This window comes from Paenibacillus sp. GCM10027626, from assembly GCF_042676285.1.
In the GTDB taxonomy this organism is placed as follows: domain Bacteria; phylum Bacillota; class Bacilli; order Paenibacillales; family Paenibacillaceae; genus Paenibacillus_Z.
This window is the reverse complement of sequence record NZ_JBHTHC010000001.1, coordinates 275,968-298,340: the sequence shown is the minus strand read 5'-3', so window position 1 is coordinate 298,340 and position 22,373 is coordinate 275,968. Positions and strand designations below refer to the sequence as shown.

The 22,373-nt window shown below is 46.2% G+C and carries 20 protein-coding genes; 5 read left to right on the top strand and 15 right to left on the bottom strand.

From position 1 onward, the window contains the following. Window positions 1-64 precede the first annotated feature (64 nt). Complete coding sequence (locus ACFQ0N_RS01345) at window positions 65-2,209, bottom strand: alpha-L-rhamnosidase C-terminal domain-containing protein (protein WP_379322543.1); 2,145 nt, start codon at window positions 2,207-2,209, stop codon at window positions 65-67. A gap of 422 nt (window positions 2,210-2,631) precedes the next feature. On the opposite strand from ACFQ0N_RS01345, the gene ACFQ0N_RS01340 reads away from it, so the two are divergent. After that, window positions 2,632-3,669, top strand: coding sequence for a two-component system sensor histidine kinase NtrB (locus ACFQ0N_RS01340; RefSeq protein ID WP_379322542.1), 1,038 nt, complete (start codon window positions 2,632-2,634; stop codon window positions 3,667-3,669). A 75-nt stretch (window positions 3,670-3,744) separates the two neighbouring features. Here the strand turns inward: ACFQ0N_RS01340 and ACFQ0N_RS01335 are convergent, their stop codons facing one another. Beyond that, a complete protein-coding gene (locus ACFQ0N_RS01335) occupies window positions 3,745-4,239 on the bottom strand; it encodes a C40 family peptidase (RefSeq protein ID WP_379322541.1) in 495 nt (164 codons plus the stop codon). A gap of 264 nt (window positions 4,240-4,503) precedes the next feature. After that, the gene (hisD, locus tag ACFQ0N_RS01330) at window positions 4,504-5,688 is read right to left on the bottom strand and encodes a histidinol dehydrogenase (RefSeq protein ID WP_379322540.1); all 1,185 of its coding nucleotides are present in this window, start codon (window positions 5,686-5,688) and stop codon (window positions 4,504-4,506) included. Window positions 5,689-5,776: 88 nt separating this feature from the next. On the opposite strand from hisD, the gene ACFQ0N_RS01325 reads away from it, so the two are divergent. After that, window positions 5,777-6,370, top strand: a complete 594-nt coding sequence (locus tag ACFQ0N_RS01325) for a YdcF family protein (RefSeq protein ID WP_379322539.1) — start codon at window positions 5,777-5,779, stop codon at window positions 6,368-6,370. A gap of 78 nt (window positions 6,371-6,448) precedes the next feature. Here the strand turns inward: ACFQ0N_RS01325 and ACFQ0N_RS01320 are convergent, their stop codons facing one another. Both ACFQ0N_RS01320 and ACFQ0N_RS01315 read right to left on the bottom strand, forming a co-directional pair. After that, window positions 6,449-7,330, bottom strand: a complete 882-nt coding sequence (locus tag ACFQ0N_RS01320; protein WP_379322538.1) for a class I SAM-dependent methyltransferase — start codon at window positions 7,328-7,330, stop codon at window positions 6,449-6,451. Window positions 7,331-7,357: 27 nt separating this feature from the next. Continuing rightward, window positions 7,358-7,900: a histidine phosphatase family protein gene (locus ACFQ0N_RS01315; RefSeq protein ID WP_379322537.1), complete on the bottom strand. Its 543-nt coding sequence runs from the start codon at window positions 7,898-7,900 to the stop codon at window positions 7,358-7,360. 108 nt (window positions 7,901-8,008) lie between these two features. On the opposite strand from ACFQ0N_RS01315, the gene ACFQ0N_RS01310 reads away from it, so the two are divergent. Next, window positions 8,009-8,734 (top strand): class I SAM-dependent methyltransferase, encoded by a 726-nt coding sequence (locus ACFQ0N_RS01310; protein WP_379322536.1) that lies wholly within the window; start codon window positions 8,009-8,011, stop codon window positions 8,732-8,734. A 311-nt stretch (window positions 8,735-9,045) separates the two neighbouring features. On the opposite strand, the gene ACFQ0N_RS01305 is transcribed toward ACFQ0N_RS01310, so the two are convergent. The 7 genes from ACFQ0N_RS01305 to ACFQ0N_RS01275 all read right to left on the bottom strand — a co-directional run bounded on the left by ACFQ0N_RS01305 (window position 9,046) and on the right by ACFQ0N_RS01275 (window position 14,233). Next, complete coding sequence (locus ACFQ0N_RS01305) at window positions 9,046-9,570, bottom strand: DinB family protein (protein WP_379322535.1); 525 nt, start codon at window positions 9,568-9,570, stop codon at window positions 9,046-9,048. Window positions 9,571-9,572: 2 nt separating this feature from the next. Next, window positions 9,573-10,145, bottom strand: a complete 573-nt coding sequence (locus ACFQ0N_RS01300; RefSeq protein ID WP_379322534.1) for a histidine phosphatase family protein — start codon at window positions 10,143-10,145, stop codon at window positions 9,573-9,575. A 72-nt stretch (window positions 10,146-10,217) separates the two neighbouring features. After that, entirely contained in the window at window positions 10,218-10,763 is a 546-nt protein-coding gene (locus ACFQ0N_RS01295; RefSeq protein ID WP_379322533.1) for an RDD family protein, read from the bottom strand. Window positions 10,764-10,800: 37 nt separating this feature from the next. After that, window positions 10,801-11,454, bottom strand: coding sequence for an HAD family hydrolase (locus ACFQ0N_RS01290; RefSeq protein ID WP_379322532.1), 654 nt, complete (start codon window positions 11,452-11,454; stop codon window positions 10,801-10,803). Between the two features lie 17 nt (window positions 11,455-11,471). Next, entirely contained in the window at window positions 11,472-12,302 is an 831-nt protein-coding gene (locus tag ACFQ0N_RS01285) for an SMI1/KNR4 family protein (protein ID WP_379322531.1), read from the bottom strand. A gap of 181 nt (window positions 12,303-12,483) precedes the next feature. After that, on the bottom strand, window positions 12,484-13,917 hold the full coding sequence (locus ACFQ0N_RS01280) for a discoidin domain-containing protein (RefSeq protein ID WP_379322530.1): 1,434 nt from the start codon (window positions 13,915-13,917) through the stop codon (window positions 12,484-12,486). A 22-nt stretch (window positions 13,918-13,939) separates the two neighbouring features. After that, on the bottom strand, window positions 13,940-14,233 hold the full coding sequence (locus ACFQ0N_RS01275; RefSeq protein ID WP_379322529.1) for an extracellular solute-binding protein: 294 nt from the start codon (window positions 14,231-14,233) through the stop codon (window positions 13,940-13,942). 389 nt (window positions 14,234-14,622) lie between these two features. On the opposite strand from ACFQ0N_RS01275, the gene ACFQ0N_RS01270 reads away from it, so the two are divergent. Beyond that, window positions 14,623-16,464, top strand: a complete 1,842-nt coding sequence (locus ACFQ0N_RS01270; RefSeq protein ID WP_379322528.1) for a helix-turn-helix domain-containing protein — start codon at window positions 14,623-14,625, stop codon at window positions 16,462-16,464. A gap of 51 nt (window positions 16,465-16,515) precedes the next feature. Here the strand turns inward: ACFQ0N_RS01270 and ACFQ0N_RS01265 are convergent, their stop codons facing one another. Then, window positions 16,516-17,037 (bottom strand): hypothetical protein, encoded by a 522-nt coding sequence (locus tag ACFQ0N_RS01265; protein ID WP_379322527.1) that lies wholly within the window; start codon window positions 17,035-17,037, stop codon window positions 16,516-16,518. A 378-nt stretch (window positions 17,038-17,415) separates the two neighbouring features. Here ACFQ0N_RS01265 and ACFQ0N_RS01260 point away from each other — a divergent pair, with 378 nt between their 5' ends. Continuing rightward, window positions 17,416-19,698: a helix-turn-helix domain-containing protein gene (locus ACFQ0N_RS01260; protein WP_379322526.1), complete on the top strand. Its 2,283-nt coding sequence runs from the start codon at window positions 17,416-17,418 to the stop codon at window positions 19,696-19,698. A 77-nt stretch (window positions 19,699-19,775) separates the two neighbouring features. Here the strand turns inward: ACFQ0N_RS01260 and ACFQ0N_RS01255 are convergent, their stop codons facing one another. After that, window positions 19,776-21,431: an extracellular solute-binding protein gene (locus ACFQ0N_RS01255; protein ID WP_379322525.1), complete on the bottom strand. Its 1,656-nt coding sequence runs from the start codon at window positions 21,429-21,431 to the stop codon at window positions 19,776-19,778. Window positions 21,432-21,458: 27 nt separating this feature from the next. Next, complete coding sequence (locus ACFQ0N_RS01250) at window positions 21,459-22,370, bottom strand: carbohydrate ABC transporter permease (RefSeq protein WP_379322524.1); 912 nt, start codon at window positions 22,368-22,370, stop codon at window positions 21,459-21,461. Window positions 22,371-22,373 lie beyond the last annotated feature (3 nt).

Genomic DNA, 22,373 nt, shown 5'->3' with positions numbered 1-22,373 from the left:
ATATGAAAAATGCGGTGTTTGTCACAATGTGCCAGTCGGACACAACTATTTATCGACATTTCGTCTAGTCGCGGAGCACTGTAATGCCGGCAGGAACTTGCAGATCGGCCTTAAGCTCCCCAGAAGAATTGACCTTCCAGCTGACGGCGATCGGACCATACGGCGTGTTCACGGTGCCTTGACAAGCAGTCAGCTTGCCGGCTGCATGCGGGGCAAAACGGATTTTCCCGAAGCCGGCCTCAAGCGGCTGCACGCCCAGCACATACTCCGTCATCCATTTGACAGGCGTGCTCGACCATGCATGACAAAGACTGATCCGATAAGATTTATAGCCGCTATAAGTCGTTAAGGCATCATGAAAATCATTAGAGCCTTCAATATCCTGCGTGTAGCTTTCCCAAAATGTTGTCGCACCGCGCTCGATCATTCCGCCCCATACATGGGCAATTACCTCATAAGCCCGATCATGCATGCCAAATTTGGAGTAGCATTCAGCGAGCGTAAAAGCTGACAAAGGGGTATACGGATCCCGCAATTCATAGGACTGCAAAAACGCAAGCGCCTTTTCTTCACTTACATAATTACTAATTATCCCGAGTGTTTTCGTGGCCAGCTGATGGCTCTCCGCCATAAATGCGGCTTCATCGAGCTGCGGCAGCGGCCAATTATACGTTATATCCAGCTCCGGGACTGCCGCAACCAGCCGCTCAACATCTTTGCGGGTCAATTTCAAAATCGCCTGCAGTGCCGTATGCTTTTCCTCGTCGGTAAGCGGCGCCCACTCGATCAAAACCCATTTGTCGATAACAAGGCCGCCGCTTTCCTGATCGATGTTGGCTTCCACCCAGCTGATATGGCGGGCTAACGGCTCCTTCATCTCCAGAACAAAAGATTTGTCGCCTGTGTAGAAATAATACTCACATACCGCTTTGATCCACCAAAGCGTATATTCGCAAATACTGTTCATCCATTCGCCGTACGGCGTCCCTACGCCCAGCTCGCGCACCGCCCGCTGAAGCGCCGCATAATCATCCCACAAATAATAGCCCGACCGCGCCGCCAAATAAAAATCGAAGGTCCAATTGAGACGGTCGCGCTTAATGCCATCCCACAAACCGGTCTGATGACAGATTTTGCTTGTATGAGCCGAAGTATCATAAATTTGACCTAACAACGGCGGCGTCGTTTCAATTGTACCGATCTGATTCAGCTCGACATGCACCGACTCAAACCGGATTGATAACTGAAACTGCTCGCCGGCACGGCCAAGAAAATAGCAACGCACATAACGCAAACCTTGAGGCAAAGTCCAAAATGTCTCTCCCGGCCCGACTTCGAACCATTCAGTAATTTGCCCGTCGTAGTGCTCAAGCTCATGCAGCGATTCACCGCCATTCCATAGCAGCTTCACCGGAACAGTTCCTCGATTGGCAACAACTAAACGGGTATTATACTCTTTATATAAATCGAGCGTACATGACGGAAGGCGCTGACAATCAAGCGCTTGCTGCACACGGCGCATTTCCTTCCACTCATTTTGTTTCCGCAAATGATAAAACAGCTCCAGCTGCTTCGCCTTCGGCTGCGGCAAATCATAATCCCCTTGCAGCTCGCCTTGCGCTGTAAGGCGCCCGTCCGCTAAGTCAACCGTCATTTTTGAGACAGCAAGCGATTGCAGTTCTGTTATCGGGTAAGCCGCAATATCGCCGTATCCGCCTTTGACGAACCATTCCGGAGAAGCCGCTAATTCGCCAAAAGGCTCCTCGCCCAATCGGCAAATTACTGCAGCGGGACGGTCGTCCGCAGACCAGCTATTATCCGTTGCCAGCCAGCCATCGGCTGCGCTTAAATAAGCAATCAAGCCAACCCGCCGCTGCCATAAATATTTATTGACGCTGACGATGGGGACAATCGCGCTGCAGTTCATTTCGATTTCCAGCATATATTGGCCCGCCGGCAGCACCGATGGAAAGTCCTCAAGCTTCTGGAATGCCGCCGCATTATTAGCATCTTCAGCAACGATGGAAATTTGCTTGCCATTCAGCCGGATGGCTGCTGCTCCTGTAAAAGCTGCGTAAAGCGCTACATCTGTCCACTGCTCATGAAGTTCAAACACTTTGCTGATCGTCGTTTGTAATTGCCCTTCCCGTTGTTCGTGCCAAATCCATTGTGGAACGCTGCGTTCCTTCGCTGTTGTTACTGCAGACATTTTCTCGCCCCTATACATGATGATATTTTATTAGCAAAACAAAGCTTTCTTGCGCATTAAAACGTTTTTATAAAAACGTTTTAATTACCTGTTATCCTCATCCTACAACGATTATTCCTCCCTGACAACCCCCTTTATAAAAAGAGTGAAACATGATACCCTTATTAATGTAGATCGAGTGGATTCGCTAATCTCCCATCGGCAGCTTATGCATGCAGACATGTCATGCCAAGCTTGGATATGCCGATAGTAAACAAAGTACGGTGATTAAATTTATGTTCGAGAAAGTCAGCGACCAAGAGTTATTTACAATGTATTTTAAAAGCATCGGTGGAGGTATAGACCGCAACTTCATACGGTTGCTGGAAGAAGAGCTAAATTGCAGGAAGTTGTTAGAACGAGGAAAGCGGGAGTTGAAACCATTGAAAAGTTTCGGAAATTCAGAATTGGATTTTTCCCAACTCGTCAAGTATTCGCTGGACACCATTTTCGTGCTGCAGGACGAGGTTGTTATTTACGTCAATCAGGCGGCATTCGATCTTCTTGGCTTGAAGTATCCTGACCAAATTATTGGAGTGAGCTTTCAATCCTTTTTACCCCCCACTTTTCATAGCGCTTTCATCGAGAGGCTGGAACGTGTATGGCAGGGCGAAGTTACTGAAATCATGGAGCAAAAAATGTTCAAAGCGGACGGCGAGACAATCGATGTCGAAATTATGGCCGCGCCATATAAACTGGAGGACCATAACCTGGCACAAATCCGTGTACGGGATATTACGAAGAGAAAAAACACCGAAAACAGACTCTACAACTTAGAAAAACTCTCCTCCATCGGCCAAATGGCTGCAGGCATCGCCCATGAAGTCCGCAACCCCCTTACGACTGTCAAAGGCTTTTTTCAATTGCTGCAAAAGGAAATCAATCATTCCTATTTTCCCATCATCGTAGAAGAGCTCGACAATGCGATCAAAACATTAAACAATCTGCTGCAGGTCTCTAAGCCCGACTTTGATAATGAAAGCAACAGCTCGATCAATCTGTGCTCCGAGCTGGATTCTCTTATATTTCTCTTTCAAGAAAAGCTGTATAATGTCACCGTTACGAAAGACTTTCAAAATAGCGAGCGGGAAATTGTCGGCAAAAAAAATCTGCTGTTAAAAGCGTTCTTCAACCTGATTAAAAATGCAGTCGAGGCCATTGAAGGCAAAGGTGAAATTATAGTTGCGCATTTCTACAAGCGCGGCCGAATTCATATTAAAATTCAGGATACCGGCATCGGAATCCCGAAGGAGCAGCTGCGTATTTTGGGAACTCCCTTTTTTTCTACGAAAGCCGATGGGACAGGTATGGGACTGACTCAAGTATTCACGACAATTCATGAGCATGGCGGCCACATCTATGTCGAAAGCGAACTCGGCAAAGGCACGGTCTTCTATATCGAGTTGCCGTGCAATATATAACCCTTATGCGCTCGATGGCAGAAAGAAACCGGGCGAACTGTTTGACCGCCCGGTTTGGAATATATGAAAGTGAGATTAAAGCACGCGGCGAGCCGTAATATAACGCTTTGAATAAGAGCTGAGGTTGCTGACGATAACGCCGTTTACTTTAGATCCGATTGTATTGTGTATGAATTTTCCGTTTCCGATGTAGATGCCTACATGATTGACCTGCCCCGGCTTGCTGACGCTAAAGAAAACGAGATCGCCCTTTCGCAAATTGCTTTTGCTGACAAACTTCCCTTGCTTGCTTTGCGCCTTCGAGCCCCAAGTCAGTTTTACGCCATGCTTGGCAAATACATATTTGGTAAAGGAAGAACAGTCAAATATGTATTTGGATGGATTGTTGACGCCAAATTTATATTTCACTTTCCCTTTCAGTGCTTGCGCAGTCGAAATGATTCCAGCTGCCTTAGCACTGGTTGAGGTCGCAGCATAAGTTTCCTTTGGCGCAACAATTGCATTCGCCGACAGAATAACGCCAAAACATACCGTTGCTGCAATAATTTTCTTCAAGCTGATCGTTCTCATGATGTGAGAAATCCTCCTCGCACTGGGTGTAGGCCCAGTATAGCATGGCGATTCCCTCCAATTGATAAATATAAGAAAACCCTAATAATCCAATAGTTGGAAATCAATCGACATAAAGTCTGTTTTTTCGACTTTTATCGACGATTGCTAGGACAATCCTCACTTTGACAGTCTTTGCTCTCTACTTGACATCGTTCATTTTGCCTGTTCAAGCTAAAACGAAACGTTAGAAAATTTTTATTTTCTAAACAATGCGGTTACTCTCTATTCTTCAACACGAACTTCCGCCGCTTTGACATGACCGGGCAACTGCTCGTAGGTCCCCATCTCCCTAATGATCGGATAAATTTCCTGCAGAGCCTGCTTGCTCAGTTTGCCGATTGTTGAAACTTTCACCATATCTTTTGATGTAATGCCGGAAAAGGCTCTGGCAAAATGATTTGTCGGCAAGACGGCAGTAATGCCAATGCCGTAGTTGGCTGCCGAAAACGGAGTATATTCGCCAATCAGAATTTCGCCGGCGTTGCGAACAAGCGACAGCACTCGCTCCTCCGTTTCTTTATGGCATGAAACCATTAAATGTTCTGGTGCAAACCAATTGATAAAGCCGCAAGCGAGCTCGACATCGGCTGCGACTATAATTGCTCCTTTACCTGCTGGACTAAAGACATTGCGCAAATAGTGCTTTCTTGTCCCTTCGACCTCATCGATACAGCGCATAAGCTCACGTTCGACATCAGCTGCCAGGCAGCTGGATGTTGTCACCAAAATGGACGAAGAATCCGGACCATGCTCCCCTTCATTGATCAAATCATAAGCAACCCTTCGCGGATCAGCACTGTCATCAGCAAAAACAATGCTTTCCGTCGGGCCGATACCAAGCACACTCTTTTTGCCACAGGTCATAGCGACACTCATAGCCGCAGCGATTCCGCCGGGCCCAGGGCCAAAAATGCCATCCGTCTCAGGGATCGACTCTGTTCCTTGAGCAAAACCGGCAATAATAGCAACACCATTACCAATGACAAATTGATCCGCTCCTGCCATTGCAGCGGCTGCAACTGTTCCCGGGTCACCCAAGCCATTTTCCGCTGGCGGCATGCCGACTACAATTTTTTTCACACCTGCTACTTTAGCAGCTGTAACCAACATAATCGCCGTGGACAGCAGCGGCCCTTTCCGTGCCGGTATCCAAATCCCGACTGAATCCAGCGAAGTCACCTTCTCCCCAATCATCGTTCCTGGCCTCAACTCGGTTTCCCACGTTTTTGGCAGCAGTGCCCTATTTGCAGCCTGCACGTTTTCTATTGCTTGCCGGGCAGCTGCTCGCAGCGATGAGGACAGTCCAGCGACGCTTTGCTCAATATAATTGCCCGGAAGAACAAGCTCTTCCACGATCACCTGATCATGTTGCTTGGTCAGCCTTCTGACCGCTTCATCTCTGTCCATTTTTTGTAAAGCAGAGATTCTTTAAATGTTTAATGTTTACTCTAAAAGCTTTATACTGTAAATATATCGGATTGGAGGTTGGATCACGTTGAGCAACAATGAAACTGCGCCGCTAAAATATCCATTTGACTGCTTGACGGATTTCGTGTTTGTTCCCGAAGAAGAAATCCTTCCATCAGACATTATCCTTATCCCTGGCGGAAGTCATACGATACCGATGACGATAGCATCGGAATATTATCATAAGGGCCTTGCGCCTTACCTGCTGCCTTCCGGCGGATATAATTCAAAAATCAGAAAATCAGAGTGGTCATTTTTGAGGGACATCGCCCTTACGTTGGGAGTTCCGGAAGACAGGATTCTCAAAGAAGACCAAGCAAAAAATACATTTGATAATGCAAGAAACTCTTTGAAGGTTATCATGGAAAGGAAGCTTGAAGTAAAACGCGCTATAATTGTTTGTAAAGCGTATTTCTCGCGGAGAGCGTTGATGACCTATCAGGCCATTTTTCCGCCAAGTGTAACTTTTCTCGTCAAACAAGATGAATCAACCATCAATAAACATAACTGGTACTATGATGAAGCCGGCATTAAAACGGTTATGACTGAAGCAGAAAAAATAGCGAAATATTTCGGCCGCCATATTCCGCGCTGGGTGAAACAGGGGAGGCAGAGCGAATAAGCATCAGCGGCGGTCTGGTGCTTTCAGATCTTGCTCTTATTCCGCAGCCTCCACATGCGCCAGCGTCCTCCCCTGAACTTAGGAGCGCTCCACTTTGCCGAACGTAATTTTCATATTTGCAGCATAGGTTAACAAAGATTCACTGTTAAATTGCTGTGACAGCAGCAGCTCATTGTCATACTGTACACCAGCTTCCTCCGGCGTCGCTCCACGGGCTATGAGCTGGTCGATGAATATCTCGCGATCACCTGGAGCGTCTGCATAACCGCTTTTACGCAAATCGTCATAGAGCTTATGTTTTTCCTCTTGCTCCATGCGAGGATACAAAACATTCACCTTGTCCGATACTCTGCACTGGATTTCCGTTAATCCCAGCTGACTCATATAGAGCGGAAGCTTCAGGCCGATGTTGCCGTCCTTTCCGCTCCGCGCGGCATCCAACTCGTACAGCTTCTGAAGCAGCCCTAGCTGGACATGCTGCGATTGCTCAAATCCATGCAAGTAAAAATTCGCTGCATTGCCAATCCAATGCGGTTCAAAGGCAGCCACCTTGCCGCCGTCCGTAACACAATCGATCATCTTTTGCAAAATATCTAGCGGGTTAGAAACGTGAAGCAAAAAAGCGTGGCACACAGCCAGATCATACTTGCGATCCAGTTGAAGCTGTTGAATATCCCCTTGTATGAACGAGGCTTCATATGGCAGTCTTGCAAACAGCTGCCTAGCCTCCGCAAGTAATTTATTGCCTAGATCAAGTCCGGTATAGGTTGATCCCTGAGGCAGCAGCGGCAGCAGCTTTAACCCCAAGTAACCATATCCGCAGCCAAAATCGACAATATGCACCGGAGCTTCTATCTTCCAAACCATTTTTACTAAAAATTCGAGGTAGTCATCATTATAAAACAAGTCTCTGGAGTTGCGCAGATATTCGATCCGCGTATCCCAGTAATATTCGTCCATTGTTTTTTCCCTCCTCCCGTCAAAATGTTACGCCGTCCATATCCGCCGGATATAAGGGACAGTCTCAGCAAAGGCTAGCTGATAAATATCTGGATTCGAGAGTGCTTCCCATTCAGCAAACCCGATCCGTTCATCAAAATGCTTGAGCACCAGTGAAATCAAATTGCCATGTGATACGATGACGACATTGTTATATCTGCTGTTCAGCACTTCCATGACGACACTGACCGCGCGGCTCATCGCCGCCCTGCCGGATTCCCCGCCTTCATAGCATAACTCCAGATCATCATAGGTTTTGCGCAGCATCTCACGCCAATTTGGATCATTGTGTCCGCACAATGCTCTCTCCATTAATCGATTATCCGTCACAATTTCAATATCGAGCTGGGCCGCCAATGAGGCAATTGTACGATAAGCCCTTTCATAAGGACTTGAAATGATATAATCGATATTTTTATCCATTAAAAGCCCGGTCAATCTTTCGGCTTGCTGCCTGCCGGCAGCCGTTAAGCGGGCATCAGGAGCTTGCCCCTCTGCTTCGCAATGGCGAACGATGAACACATTTTTCATTAGCGCTTCCCCTCTCCGGTATTCGCTGTCGATAAGGAAAATATAATTACATAGGATTCCCTGTCTATTATATAATGAAGGAAATGAATGGTAGTGGGGAGATAATGTATGAGCTACAACGGATCGCAGTTTTACAATAACTCTGCCAATCTGGAGAAATATCTCGAACGACGATCAACGCTGGACAATGCGAATGACACTCTAGAAAAGCCCGTCATATGTGAGCTTATTGGCGATGTCAGCGGCAGCAGAATTTTAGATATAGGCTGCGGAGACGGCAAATTTGCGCTGGAGCTTTTTGATGCCGGTTGTGATGAATATGTCGGTATTGATGGCGCTGAGACGATGTTTCAACTCGCCGTCAGTACTGTAAACGGCTATAATGCCACTATTGTTCATACAACGATAGAACACTGGACTTACCCTGCCGCCGCTTTTGACCTCGTACTTTCCAGACTGGCCGTTCATTACGTCGAAGACATCAGCAGCCTGTTTCGCCAAATTCATCAGTCGTTGATACCCGGCGGAAGGTTTATATTTTCCATAGAGCATCCTGTTATCACTTCGACACTGCAGCCGACCGGAATGCGCATGGACTGGGTTGTCGATCATTATTTTAGCGAAGGTTACCGTGAACAGCACTGGCTGGGAGGAATCGTTCATAAGTTTCATCGCCCAATCGAAGCGTATTATCGCGCATTGCAAGAAGCAGGATTTACCATTGATCATTTGAGAGAATCCGCACCTCAGCGTCAGCATTTTGCATGTGAAGAAACGTATCAGCGCAGATTGAGAATACCGCTGTTTTTGATACTGGGGGCTAAGAAGGAATAAAAGTGCTGCCGGTGCGCGCATGTGATAGCCGGCCGAATAATCGTCGCAAGGTTTCGCGGACCGTGGGAGGCTGTCTATTCTTGAGCGGACCGTAGATCCGTTATCTGTGAACAAACAGGTCGAAAAGGTCTGTCCGCGGACCGTGGTTCCGTTATTCGCCTAAAATCACCGTGAAATTCAGGCAAAAACCGCAAATAACGGATTCTCTGTCCGCGAAAACTTCCAATCCCTGTTTTTCGAGCAAATAAGGGATCGTAGGTCCGCATAGCCAGCTTCACATCGGGAGAAGTACTATCCCATGTAACCTATCATTAATTTTTCAATATACTAAGATATGCCTTCCATGGCCCTACATCCTCCTGGTACCGCTTAGCCATCACCCGCACGATCTGAGAGATATGGGTTAAATCGTGAACTGCCCATGTGGCGAGCAGCTCTTTCAGCTTCACTTCGCCAAACTCCGGGTGCAAGCCTGTCAATTCCAAATGCCGTTCAGGATCAATCAACGTCTTGAGCTTCGTCAAATTTTGCTCCCTGATCGAGATAAACTCCTTTAAGCTTTGTTCGAAGGAGCGTTCAGCCTGCTCATTCAAATGAGCATAACGGTCAAATGGCGGAAAAGGTTTGCTTGTGCCCACTTGAATTATATGTTCCAGCCGCGGCAGCCAATTCGTTCTTTCCGCTTCGATCAAATGATCGATCACTTCCGCAGCATTCCACGTGCCTTCTCCCTCATTGCATTGCACCCAGCCCTCAGACAGATCCGACAGAAAGTATTCCAAAGTGCGCGGTGTGCGCCCCAATAGTTCAATAGCCTCATTAATATTAAAATTCATGCTTATGCTTCCTCCTCTATTGGCATATGGATTCGCTTGACCCCAGTGAGCTTAAGATAGTCAAAGCTAAGCTTGTAGATGTCAGGCATATCTAATTGTCTCCAAAAGGCAAAATCAAATTTTCGGTCGAAGCTGTTCATAATTAACGCCATTAAATTACCATGCGTCCCAACTACAATATTCTCGCCAGCAAAGCGTTGCAATGTTTTCTCTAGCGCCCTGACCCCTCTGTTCTGAGCCGCGTTACTGGATTCTCCGCCCTCCCACTTAAAGGAAAAGTCCTCCCATACTTTAGCTATGGCTGTCTCAAAATCATCAATAGGCTTGCCAGACAATAATCGCTCTCTGAAATCTTTCTCTATCAGGATATCAGCAGACATGATTTCTGCTAAACCTTCGATCGTTTGAATTGCCCTTTTGTATGGACTTGAAATGAACACGTTAACATTTTCGTTTTTTAACGCTTTAGCAACTTTTCTCGCACCTTCTTGCCCATGCTCAGACAATGGCCGATTTAATTCATCTGCAGTATAAATAGAATGAGCATGACGTACAAAATATAGATTTGTAAGCAACAGATCACCTGCCTATCCTATGTCAATTCCATTTTATTGTAGCAGATGCTCACGACGTTGAGCAAAAGCTCGTTAGGATACTTTCACAACTTGTGTTTTTGCGACGATATCATAAAGTGACTGTTTCTTTTTAGTAAAGATAGCAGTTAGAATATATGTAAATATGCTCGTGTAGATAAGTCCACCAATGAGGTAGTAGCGGAATGGCATTTCTCCATCACCGATATCAACTAGTCGATAAACAAGGTAATGCGACATTTCCCACGGGAGAAACTTTATAACATTTCGGAAGATGGCGCGTAGCACCGTAATCGAGTTCCCCTTCTCATCTACGGTCTTGATTCCTACTTTCCTTTTTCCAAACGATTGTCCGCCAAGCACTGAGTCGCAAATGATAAAATAGATCGTGATTGGCAAAGTGACAATGAGAAAACTTGCAAACTGGGCTACAATAAGAGACTTTTGAAAAATATGTTGCAAAGAGGGAGACAGAAATAGGCTCAGAATAACGAGGAATACTAAATATATAAAAATCAGCAGATAATCGATCAAAAATGCTTTTAAACGAAGTAGAAATGTCGCATTTATCTTCGTATCTTTGTCAGCTTTTTGCATCATCCACTCAACCTCCCTATTTTTTCCCGACAATTATCTATTACAACAAACTTTCTAACAGTTCAATATTAATTTCTTTGATATTTTCCACGATACAATCCGCTTGACTCAGATCCTGATGGCCGGAATTTTCATTGATGTAACCAATGCATTTCATTCCAGCCGCTTTAGCTGCTTTGATCCCATTTCTGGAATCTTCAAGTACGATGCACGCTCCCGCTTGCGTCTCTAGCATTTCAGCCGATTTCAAATAGATATCCGGTGCAGGCTTGCCATGCTCTACTTCTTCCCCGCTAATAATAGAGTGAAAATACGATTTTACATTAAATTTATCCAATACAGCTTCGATAAAAGAGCGAGGCGATGAGGAGGCCAGCCCGATCCGCTTGTTCTTTTGCTTCAAAAGTTCCAGTAACGCCACAATCCCCTCTATAGGTTGTTCGTCAGATTCCTTTAGCAGCGTCAGCTTTGTTTGTACTTGCAGATTGATGATCTCTTCCACTGATGCGCCTATCGCATACTTTTCTTTTAGCCTCGTCCACATCTCAGGATTGGTCATCCCGACATACTGCTCCAGTTCGGCTGTACTAATGTCAAATCCGAGTGTATTCATCACATATTTGTCCACTTTGAAATGAAGCGGCTCGCTGTCAATAATGACGCCATCCATATCAAAAATAAAAGCTGTAAACATTAGGTTATCCTCCATATTCATGGATTACTATATTTGAATTTAATATTGCCATGCCTTTCGCCAAAATGTTCTATCTCCTCCACCGTTTGCGTCCCGATCAATATATCGGCCATTATGCCGTTGGAACGGAACCAGCCCAGCCTGCGTTCCTGCTCGTTGAAGAAAAGCGCACAAAACGGGTGGTAATACGTATTAAGTGCCTGGAAAGTACTTTCAAATTGTTGTTCCGCAAGCTTTCTCGCTTGCAACGAAGAAACCAACTCCCCTTTTAATCGCCCTTTGGCGGAATGCTTCATGTGACTGATGGCAAAAATCGCCGCTGTAATCATGACGTTTTCGCAAAAAGATTCCATATTAGGTTCCCAGTACCATGCTCCATCGTCCATAAACATAATTTGTCTCTTTACCGCTGATAACCCAAAGGGAGCTTTTTTTCTCATCCGATAGACGATATTTCCATCAGAGACATGGATCTCGTCAATCGGCAAGTACCGGTCTTTCTTTTTCGAATCTCTGTCGGTCGTCAACAGCGGATCGTTGCCTACGATACGATAATATACGCACAATTCAGCCGGCAATGGAATTCCCAACCTTTCCTCCGCGGCCTCGATTTGCTCTTCCGTGCAGCCATAAGAAACATCGCCGCCATGAACGATATTGCTTAATGTCATCAACCATTGCTCCATGTTCCGGATTTCTTCTTCAGATGCTCCGTGATTTTGCACCAATTGCGGCGCTTTGCCGTCCTTGCCTTCATTCAACACTTCGGTTAAGTAATACGTGCCGTGAAATTGCTTTTTGCCGCAATTATCCACCGTATATGTACCCATTTGCTTAGCATCTGTCATGCAAATTCCTCCTCGCCTTTCATGCGCCTGTAAAAAGTGGGCTTCGTCATACAATGAAATGAAACGTCTTAATACTGTAATTTTAGTACATTTTGCGACGAGATGGAAAGTTGTTCATACTAGCACACGAAGCGCCCCTCTGTTCTCAACAGAAGAGGCGCTTTGCGATCCGGCTATCAGATTAATCGGAAGTTACAACAAAATCATCAATCCAGAACTTAATGTTGTCTGCTCTAAAGCCTGATGCGCCGGCTCTGGTTATCGGCTGTCCCCACCAGGACTGCCAGCCGGGCACCGAATTGTAATAGCCCTTGGAAATATGAGTGCTTAACGTCTCGCCGTTCGCCGCGGTGCCATTGTTATTATCCAGCCATGAAGCGATTAATATATTGTCCCGCCATAGCTGGATTTGCACGGTTCCGCCTGGCTTGTTAACCACTTTCGCTTTAAAATTGTATAACGTAGTTGAATCGTGCGTCAGATTCGGCAAGCCGTGACCGGCCCATGTAATGGCCTGCTGGCCTGCCCCCCAGATCGGCTGTTCATTGTCTGTTACAAGTGAATAGTAGACACCTTTGTTCGAAACAAGATTGGACGGTCCAGACCAGCCTTCAGCAGGCACTTTGCGCTTGGCCACAACGGCGTTGTTCGTTCTGTCAAACTGTAAGACATATAAATTGTATTGCGTCTGGTATCTGAGCCATAAATCTACCGCATCGCTTGATTCAACCGTGTAGCCATCCTGTCCGAAAGGAGCAGAACGGTATTTCCAAGTAACCGTTGCGTCGCCGATATCGAAGTTACGCGTATTCGTACGGAAAAACCAGCGATCTCCCCACTCATTCGGCTTCCCCGAATAACCCCAGCCGTTGTCAGCGACAAATTTGCCAGTGTCCGCCTCCCATAAGGCTGACGGGTTGCCTGGGCCTGATGTGCCCCCATTAGGAAAAGGAGCCCATGAATAAGTCGTATTGTCTGTAATGATCTGTCCGCTCACATAGCTGGAAAAGTCATCCTGGACGAGAATAGTACCTGTCGTTGGATCTGGGTCTGGATCAGGCCCCGGCGTAGTGCCGCCGTCAGCCGTCCACGCCTGCACTTCTACATAGTAGCCGTAAGCATTTGAAGTGCTTCCATTCGTATACAGTCTGATATACCTCGCATTCACAGCAGGGAAAGCAATTGTTTTCCCGCTGCTCGTCTCGGCATATTCCGCATCGCTTCCCGCACCTTGACCGGCACTGTTGTCCGTATCATTGTTGAATACGGTCGATTTCGCTGCAAAGCTGGCATCGTTGGATAGCTGCACGATGACGTCATGGAACGTTCTTCCATCGCCATAGTAATGCCATAGATTAACTTTGTCAATGTCATAGCTCGCTCCAAAATCAATTTGTATCCAGGTAACGCCCGTTGCGACTGACGTGTAATGTGTCGTGGAGGTGTCGCCATCTGTTGTATACGAGGCGCCGTTTATCGCTCCGCTGCAGATCGGCAGCTTGCCTGCCGCTACATTGGTGCTTGCTGCTGTAGCGATCGTTGAAAAATTAAAAAGCAATATTGAAAGCAATGAGATAATGACCGGAATTGCCAAATGCTTCATCTTTTTATCCATGAACCTTTCAACTCCTCAGCTATCAATTTTCACCAGCGAAATGGACGGACGCACTCTTTGTACCACGCATGGAAAGTCGGACTTTAAGGTTAGGCATCAAACCGATATAGTCGAGAATGTTCGCGAGTGCCCCTTGCTGACCGAAACGATTCGCATCCGCATGATTGGTCATATACATCAGCTCGGGCATATTGCCGGCTGCGATGACCAAATTTAAAGTTTCCTGCAGTTTTCCTGACGGAAGCTGCACATCGAGTGTAACGCCTGTCTTTTCTTTGTACATCTCCCAATGAGCCAATCCTTCTTGTAGGGCCATGTTGGATGGGTCTCGGTCAACATCGTAAACGTTTGCTCCTTAAGCGGCTGTTCCTGTTCAGCAGGCGACGTTTCCGCCTGTGGGTTGGATGCCTTCAGCGGCTCTGCATCATCTCCTTCCCCCTTTTACTTGTTAACCCTTAACGGCGATAATACAGCTATATTAAGCAAATTTCCCCAAATGTTACATTGCTTTTTTTCAAGGAATCTATCCCAATCACGGAAAGTGGAATATTTGTCGATCCAGTCATATAATTGCATATCGGCCTCATATTGAGCGCGCTTTCATTTCATCCTGAAGTCGGTTATAATCTGTATATCGTTTCCAGTATTGCTTTATCCTGCTGCCCATTCGAGGCATATCCCACAGTTAAAATAAGGCGGTGCATGATGCTGAATCTTCTTTCCATCACCGATAAGTCAAAATCTTTGCTTATTCGTCTCCTTGCAAGCTTCCTGCTTATCATCTCTTTACTCGCCTCATTCAGCTATTTATCGTTTAACAATTTCCAAAAAAATATATATCATGAAATCGTCAAATATAATGAATTGAATCTTAAAAATACGGTAGACAACTACGAAAACTATTTGGTCTTAATGCGGAATATATTGCTGGGCCAATCCTTCAACAGCAAAATCATTATGCTAAGCAACAATAACGAACCGGACTATATTATGGCCGAGCAGGTTCGCAAGGAACTGGGCGCTTTAGTGGCTGCGGGTTCTTTGCCTAATTATACATACAGCAGCGGCTACGAGAAGCTGGGCGATTATTACTATTTCTACAAAAAAGGCACGGCTTCCAATTTAACCTATCTGAATATCGTCCCGCTCAACCATATTTCCTCGCAAATTTTTCATCTCAAAATGATTTTCATCACGCTGCTTGTCGTTTCCGTCATCATTAGCTTTATCACTTCAGTGTGGTTCTCAGTCAAATTCAACAATCCGAACAAAAAAATTATGGAGACGAATCAAAATTCCCGCTCTGCCGCGCCATTGCAAAGCACCATTAAGGAGTTTGACTTTATAAGCAGCAAAATCTTGGATATTTTGCTTACGAGCCGTGCCATTCAAGAAGATCTTGCTACCAAAAATTCATTAGTCAAATACTACGCTTATATCAATAAACTGAAAAAGATACATACCAGCCTGCACGATATGAATGAGCTGCATTTCGCGGATAAGCCTTTCGTACTTGTTTTGGTTAAATTACACTTCAGATCCGCTTCCAGTGGTTTGTCGGAGACTAATGAAGAGCGAATAAGCTATTATTTCCGGGAATTTATTCATTGCCTGTTTTCTGAGCATTTCAAGAATACGCATACCTTTCAAATCGAAAAAGATCAAATTTTGACCATCCAGTTTTTAGAGGAGCAAGCCGATGTGATGTTTATTCTGCAGCAGATGAAGCAAGTGTTTGATATTGATAAAAATTATTGTACAGCCACGATTGCAGTGAGCCCAGTGGAAAACGACTCCTCGCAGCTGACGATGGCTTACCAGCAAGCGCTGCGGCTTCTGGAACAGCGCCGTCTGATAGACGAGGCGCAAATTATTACAGTATTGGAAGTCAGGCCTGCGAATAGCGAATGGACGGCTGCACAGGAGCAGGAATTTCTTACCAAGCTGCATTGCGGAAATGCAGTGGCCACTGCCGGCATGCTGTTCCGCCTACTGGATCAAATGCTGGAAAAGGAAGCTTCAGCCGCGCAAGTTTATGCTTTTGCCGATATGATTATAGCTAAAGTGGTGAAGGCGGTTCCCGCACTGCAGCTGAAAAGCGAAGAGCGGTTTAAGCAGATTGGCGGGCAAATTGAGAGCTGCCACACACCAGAGGAACTGAAAAAGCTGCTTGAAGCTTTCATTAACATGGCCTCGGACAAAATTGCCGAACGAGAGCCGGAGCATGATCATATTATCCATTTTGTTACCAGTTATTTGAAAGATCATTTGGATGCCGATATATCCCTTGATTTGCTGGCTAAAAAATTGAACATTACCCGCGGCTATCTCTCGACCTATTTTAAAGAAAAAACCGGGAGCAATTACTTGGAATATGTTAACAGTCTCCGGGTTGATCGCGCCAAGCTGCTGCTGCAGGATTATACTTTGCATGTGAAAAAAATCGCCGAAAAGATCGGATATACCAATGTAAACTCCTTCATCCGCATGTTCAAAAAATATACCGGCATCACCCCTGGCGAGTATCGAAAAAAATATTCAGCTTAAACTGAAAAAAGCTGGTTCCTGCATTGTGCGGAGACCAGCTTTTTTTTGACGTTATTTATCTATAGTTACAAAATGCTGCGGATTTGCCCGGATATGTTTACTGATGAATTGCAGACTATCCGGCACGATTGCATGAAATCGCTCGAACAATAAGCTCATCGTTTGCGACAGCTCCCGATCTTGGTCCAGATCTTTAAGCTCCGCATCGCCATAATGGACACCTAGTCTGCCGTTTCTGACATCAATCGCTTCTTTGGTATCCTCAAGCAAGATCAGCATCGATTGATCGTCAAAAAATTGCAAGCTGCCCAATACCCCAGTCCAATAGCCTGGAGTAGCCAGCAGGTAGGATATCCAGGCGTAATATTCCGCTGCCGAATGTTTGGCATGATCATACAGCACTCTGAACATCAACAATGCCTGCTGGCCTTTGTTCAGCCCCGATATTGCTTTTTGTTTGACCGCGAACTCTTTGCCGCGAATTTGCAGAATCGTCGGTTCGACGCATATCCAGCCAAGCCTTTCATCATCCAAAGAATCGAATTGTTCTTTACTTATTGTTACTAATGTCATCTAGTCACTCCTTTTTTTGACTAACATGAATGTCAATTATAAAGGTAAAAAAAATTAAACGCGCATAATCGCTATATCATATCCATAAAACAAATGCTCGTCAATAACGATTCAAACTCGTTGTGCTGGTATACAATCAGCAGCTCACTAGAGAGTACGTCCTGGATTTATATGAAGCGATTAATGAATGACAACAAATAGTTGCACAGTGTAGCTTGATCAGGTACGATGACGATATGGCACATTACAGCCGGTCATCTTTACTAACACCGCATAAATTTCAAAGACAGCGCTTAAATACCCTTTTTCAGAAAATTTATCTCTGTATATCGAGTTCCCGGACGATTGCCGGTTATCTTAAATATAGGGGGATGTAACATGAACCGGGATTTTTATAAATCGAAGCTGTTGCTGAAATATATTTTCTCCTACATACTCATCTTCTTCGTCCCGCTAGCAGTGCTCGCCTTTTTTATTTATCAGAACGCTGTCAACAATTTGCGCAGTGAAATCGAACAGTCTAATACTAACCAATTAAATCAAGTCAAGCTGACGATCGATGCGCGCATGACCGAGCTGCGCGATATCGCAACGCGAATTGCACTGGATGAACAACTGACGCCTTTTATGGTGCGGCATCCATACTATACCCGCGAAGCAATCCAGGCACTGGACAAATATAAGGCGAATAGCGCTATTCTGGACGAGATATTCTTATACTTCCGCGGTGATCATGTCATATATTCCTCACGGGGATTGACAAATCTGGATGTGCTGTTTGGTCAAACTTACTTCTTCAAAGACTGGAGTCAACAGCATATAGTAAAAGACTTGAATGAACTCGACAACCCGATCGTTCGTCCGGCGGAGTCAGTCAACACGAATACGCATATCAAAAAATCTTTGCTGGCCTACCTTGTTCCTATTGCGCCGAACACCTCCTATCCGTATGGAAGCGTTTTATATTTGATGGATGAGTCCAAAGTTACTGGGATGATGGATTCCATCTTGAACGACTTCAATGGCAACAGCTATATTTTTGACCAGGACGGACAAATACTGGCGCGCAATCATCGAGGCGCTTCTATTCCCGCTGATGAAACACAGGTTTTGGCGGAGTTGGGAGCCGGCAGCCATAATTTGATTTTGAATAAAATCCCCCATTCCGTCGTCGCTGTCAAATCAGCTTTCAATGGTTGGACCTATGTAACCGCAATGCCGAGCGATCAGTTTTTCGGACGCATTTTCCATATCCGCTCCTTTTTCCTGTATGCGTTCGCCGTTGTCGTTCTGGCTGGCGTTTTGGCAGCCGTCTTCCTTGCTCGCAGGCAATATCATCCGATTCATCGTTTGCTGGAGTTCGCGAGGCTGAACATCACCGCTTCTCCGCCAGCCCGGACGAGAAAACATGACGAACTGGAATGGATACGGCAAATGTTGCATGAATATAGCACTAGAGCCGATATCCAGGAGCCTTATGCACGCAACCAGTTTCTGCTCATGCTCTTAAAATACGGAGCACATAAAAAGCCGGAATCGGAGCGGATGATGAAGCTGTTCGGCATCGAACTGACCGGCAGTCATTTCGTCATTGCAGTAGCGCTGGATGAATATGCGGGCATGCAGCATTCACTTGATGTCCGCCAAAACATGATTCAGTCGTTGACCGAAGCAAGCTTCCCTGAGTATCAGTGCTATGTTTACGGTGTTGAACTGCCGCATACGGACCAGTTGGCGCTTATCGTCAACATGAATGAAGACAGGGAAAGCAGCCAGCCGCCAGACGGCCGAATGGAGCAGATCGCCGAGAAGCTGCGTCTTCTTGTGATCGAAACTTCGCAGCTCATTCCATCATTCGGAATCAGCAACTCCTACAGAAGTCCGGAAATGCTGAATCAAGCCTACATCGAAGCGATGTCCGCACTGGAATGCCGCATGACGCATGGGAAAGGCAGCACAACCTATTTCGAACAACTGTCCCGGCCATCGAATGATGACTTTTGGATACCGAAGGACGCGATGCTCAAACTTGTTCAAAGCTTGAAGCATGGCAATGACCACGTTGCTGTCAGAATGATTGAAACGATTTTCGCTAATGTAAGAATGCAAGCGCTGTCCATCCCGCTCTTGCGCTGCATTTGTTTCGATATTTTGAACACGATGCTCAAATCTGCAGCCGATCTTGGCATGGATGAATTCATTCACGATATTCCAAACTTGACTTCTTTTGAAACGCTCGAAACGTTGGAACAGCAGCTGTGCACAATGGCAAGCGAAATTTGCAAGCAGTCGGCACAAAATATGGAGTCCGCACAGCATTCGCTGCTGGACGAAATCGTCTCTTATGTCGATGAGGGATATACGGATCACCACCTCAGTCTGGAACAAACCGCGCAGAAATACGCCATCTCCGTTTCATACTTGAGCCGCTGCTTCAAGGAAAAGACCGGCAGCAGCTTCTCCCAGTATATATGGCAGCGCCGCATGAAGGAGGTTATCCGGCAGCTGCTGACGACCGACGACCCGTTGAAAGACATCATCGTGCGGGTTGGCTATATCGATACACCGAACTTTATCCGCAAATTCAAAAAAGAAACCGGATATACGCCCGGCCAGTACCGTAAGCTGCATGCCGCCAACCTCTCTGACAACGAGGCTTAACCTGCGCGCCACCGGCAAACAGGGCTGCCCCGAAAGCCGTATATATGCAACTTTCGGAGCAGCCCTCCGCTTCTTTATTATGAGTTATTGCCGCTCCATTTGTCGTAGGCCGCCTGGTAGATTGCTGCAATTTGCTCGCCGCCCATTTTTTTGCATGTTTCTATATATTTATCCCAGTTGGCCAGCGGCTCTTGTCCGGTTACAAACTTCGCTTCCATCTGTTCCACATATTTATCCAGATCGGAACGGATACTCGATATTTTCGCCTGCTCCTCTTGTGTCAAATAAACGCTCGGAAAAGGCACTTTAGCGATTGGCACAATTTTTTCTTCTGTCTCTTTTCTCACCCAGTCGTCAAATTCGCTGATCAAGCCGCGGCTGACATCCGCATTGCTGACTTTCGGCACTACGACGCCATAATCCGGGGTCAGCGTCGCCCGATACTCTTCGCGGTCGCCTCCTCCCGGGACGTCCAGCCATTTCTTCGTACGATCCTCTTTGTTCACAAACTCCCAAAGGATACCTTCCGGACCGTAGCTAAGCATTTCGGCTCCTTCTGTAGAGTAAAAATAATCGATCCAGCGAATGGTTTCTTCCGGGTACTTGTTGTTGCTTGTAATCGCAAAAGCGCCTTTGGCAAGGCCCGGATGTTTCGCGGCTACCGCCGGAACGTCGCTGTTAACAGGTGCATATAACGGATCAGTCATACTTGGTTCGCTGCCCATTATAAAATAGGCATGATAACTGCCGAACAAGCCTACCTGGTTGTTTTTCCCTTTTGCCGTCTTCTGCTCGTCCGTTTGCGAGAATGTTTCTTTATCCAGCAGCCCCTCGCTCCACAATTTATTCAGGAAAGTCAAATATTCCTTATAGCCAGGCTCCATTGGCGTGTAGTGAACTTTGCCTTCCTTGTCGGCATAAATAACTTCATTGTAAATCCCCCAGGACCCAAGAAGCCACATTCGCAAATCGTTCAGCTTTACAGAAGTGAGCGGAATTTCATCCTGCTTGCCATTGCCGTTCGGATCCTCCTCTTTGACACGCTTCAAGTACGTATACAATTCGTCCACAGTCGACGGTATTTTGTCCATGCCGAGCGCTTTCAAAAATTTTCCATTATACCACAACGGGCTCCGATACCAGACCGCACTCAGGTCTATGCCTGGCAAAGTATAAATATGGCCGTCCAACGTCGTGATCGACTTGCGGATATCCGGATGTTCATCAAAAATTTTCTTCAAATTGGGAGCGTAATTATCGATCAGACCCTCCAGCGGAATCAGCACGCCTTGCCCGCCGTAGTTGACTTCATCCGATGAGGAAAACTGTCCTGAAAAGAAAACATCCGGATAGTCGCCGCTGCCTAATACAAGATTTCTTTTCGTGTCATAACTGTCAATTGGAGCGTTGCGAAATTCGAATTGGATGCCGCTCAGTTCTTCCATCTTTTTAAAAAACGGCATATCTTCCCAATTTTGAATGCCGACATCTTGCCCCAGCATCGTCAGCGTAATCGGTTCTTTTACGATCGGGAAGCCTTCTTTGTTCAAACTATTGTTGTCTGGTTCTTCGCCAGCCTTGGCCCTGTTCTCGCTTTTGTTCTTGTTCTGATTGTTGCCGCCGGTTTCGGCAGACGGATCAGCAGAATTGCTGCCGCTGCTGCAAGCGGACAGCGAGGCGGAAATCATCGCCAAAGACAATAGAAGACCCCATTGTTTTTTCAGTTTTTTCATTTGTATATCCTCCCCTTATATTTTTCCTCAACCTTTGACCGATCCGATCATAACCCCTTGCACAAAATATCGCTGCAGGAACGGATAGACCACGATGACCGGCAGTGACGAGACGATAATAACCGCATATTTGACCAGGGCCGCAATATCCGCTTTGTTGTTCAGCGCGGAGGCGACAGAGGCGCTTACCGCCGCTCCTGTTGTCTCGGCCGTCATTTGCTGCAAGACAAGGATTTGGCGCAAAATCAATTGCAGTGGGTATTTGCTCTCTTCATTCAAATAGATCAATGCGCCGAAGTAACTGTTCCAGTGGCCTACCCCATAAAATAAAGCCATCACAGCAATAATCGGAGCAGACAGCGGCAATACAATCTTGACAAATATCCCTGAATTTGTGCAACCGTCGATATGCGCCGCCTCTTGCAGCTCCTGTGGTATCGTCGATTGAAAAAATGTTCGCGCTACGATAATGTTCCAGACGGAAGCTGCTCCCGGCAAAATAAGCGCCCACATCGTGTTGACCAGCCCCAAAGCTTTCGTCAGCAAATAGCCCGGCACAAGTCCGCCGCCAAAAAACATTGTGAACAGGAACATCGCCATAAAGAAGCTCCGGCCTTTAAAATCTTTTCGGCTGAGCGCATAAGCGGCCGGTAAAGTTGCCGCCAGATTGACCGCCGTGCCTGCCAGCGTATAAATGATTGTATTTTTATATCCGGACCATATTTTTGCATTATCAAATACCCTCAAGTAGCCTTCGAACGTAATGCCTCTCGGCCATAGCCACATTTCTCCCGAACCGACCAGCTTCGGATCGCTGATTGATGCGCTGACAATATAAATGATCGGATAGGCTACAATTACGAAGGCCAGCAAGAGATAAGCATAGTTGCAAGCCATAAAAATTTTGTCCGCCTTGGTTTCTTTCACGAGTCCAGCCACACC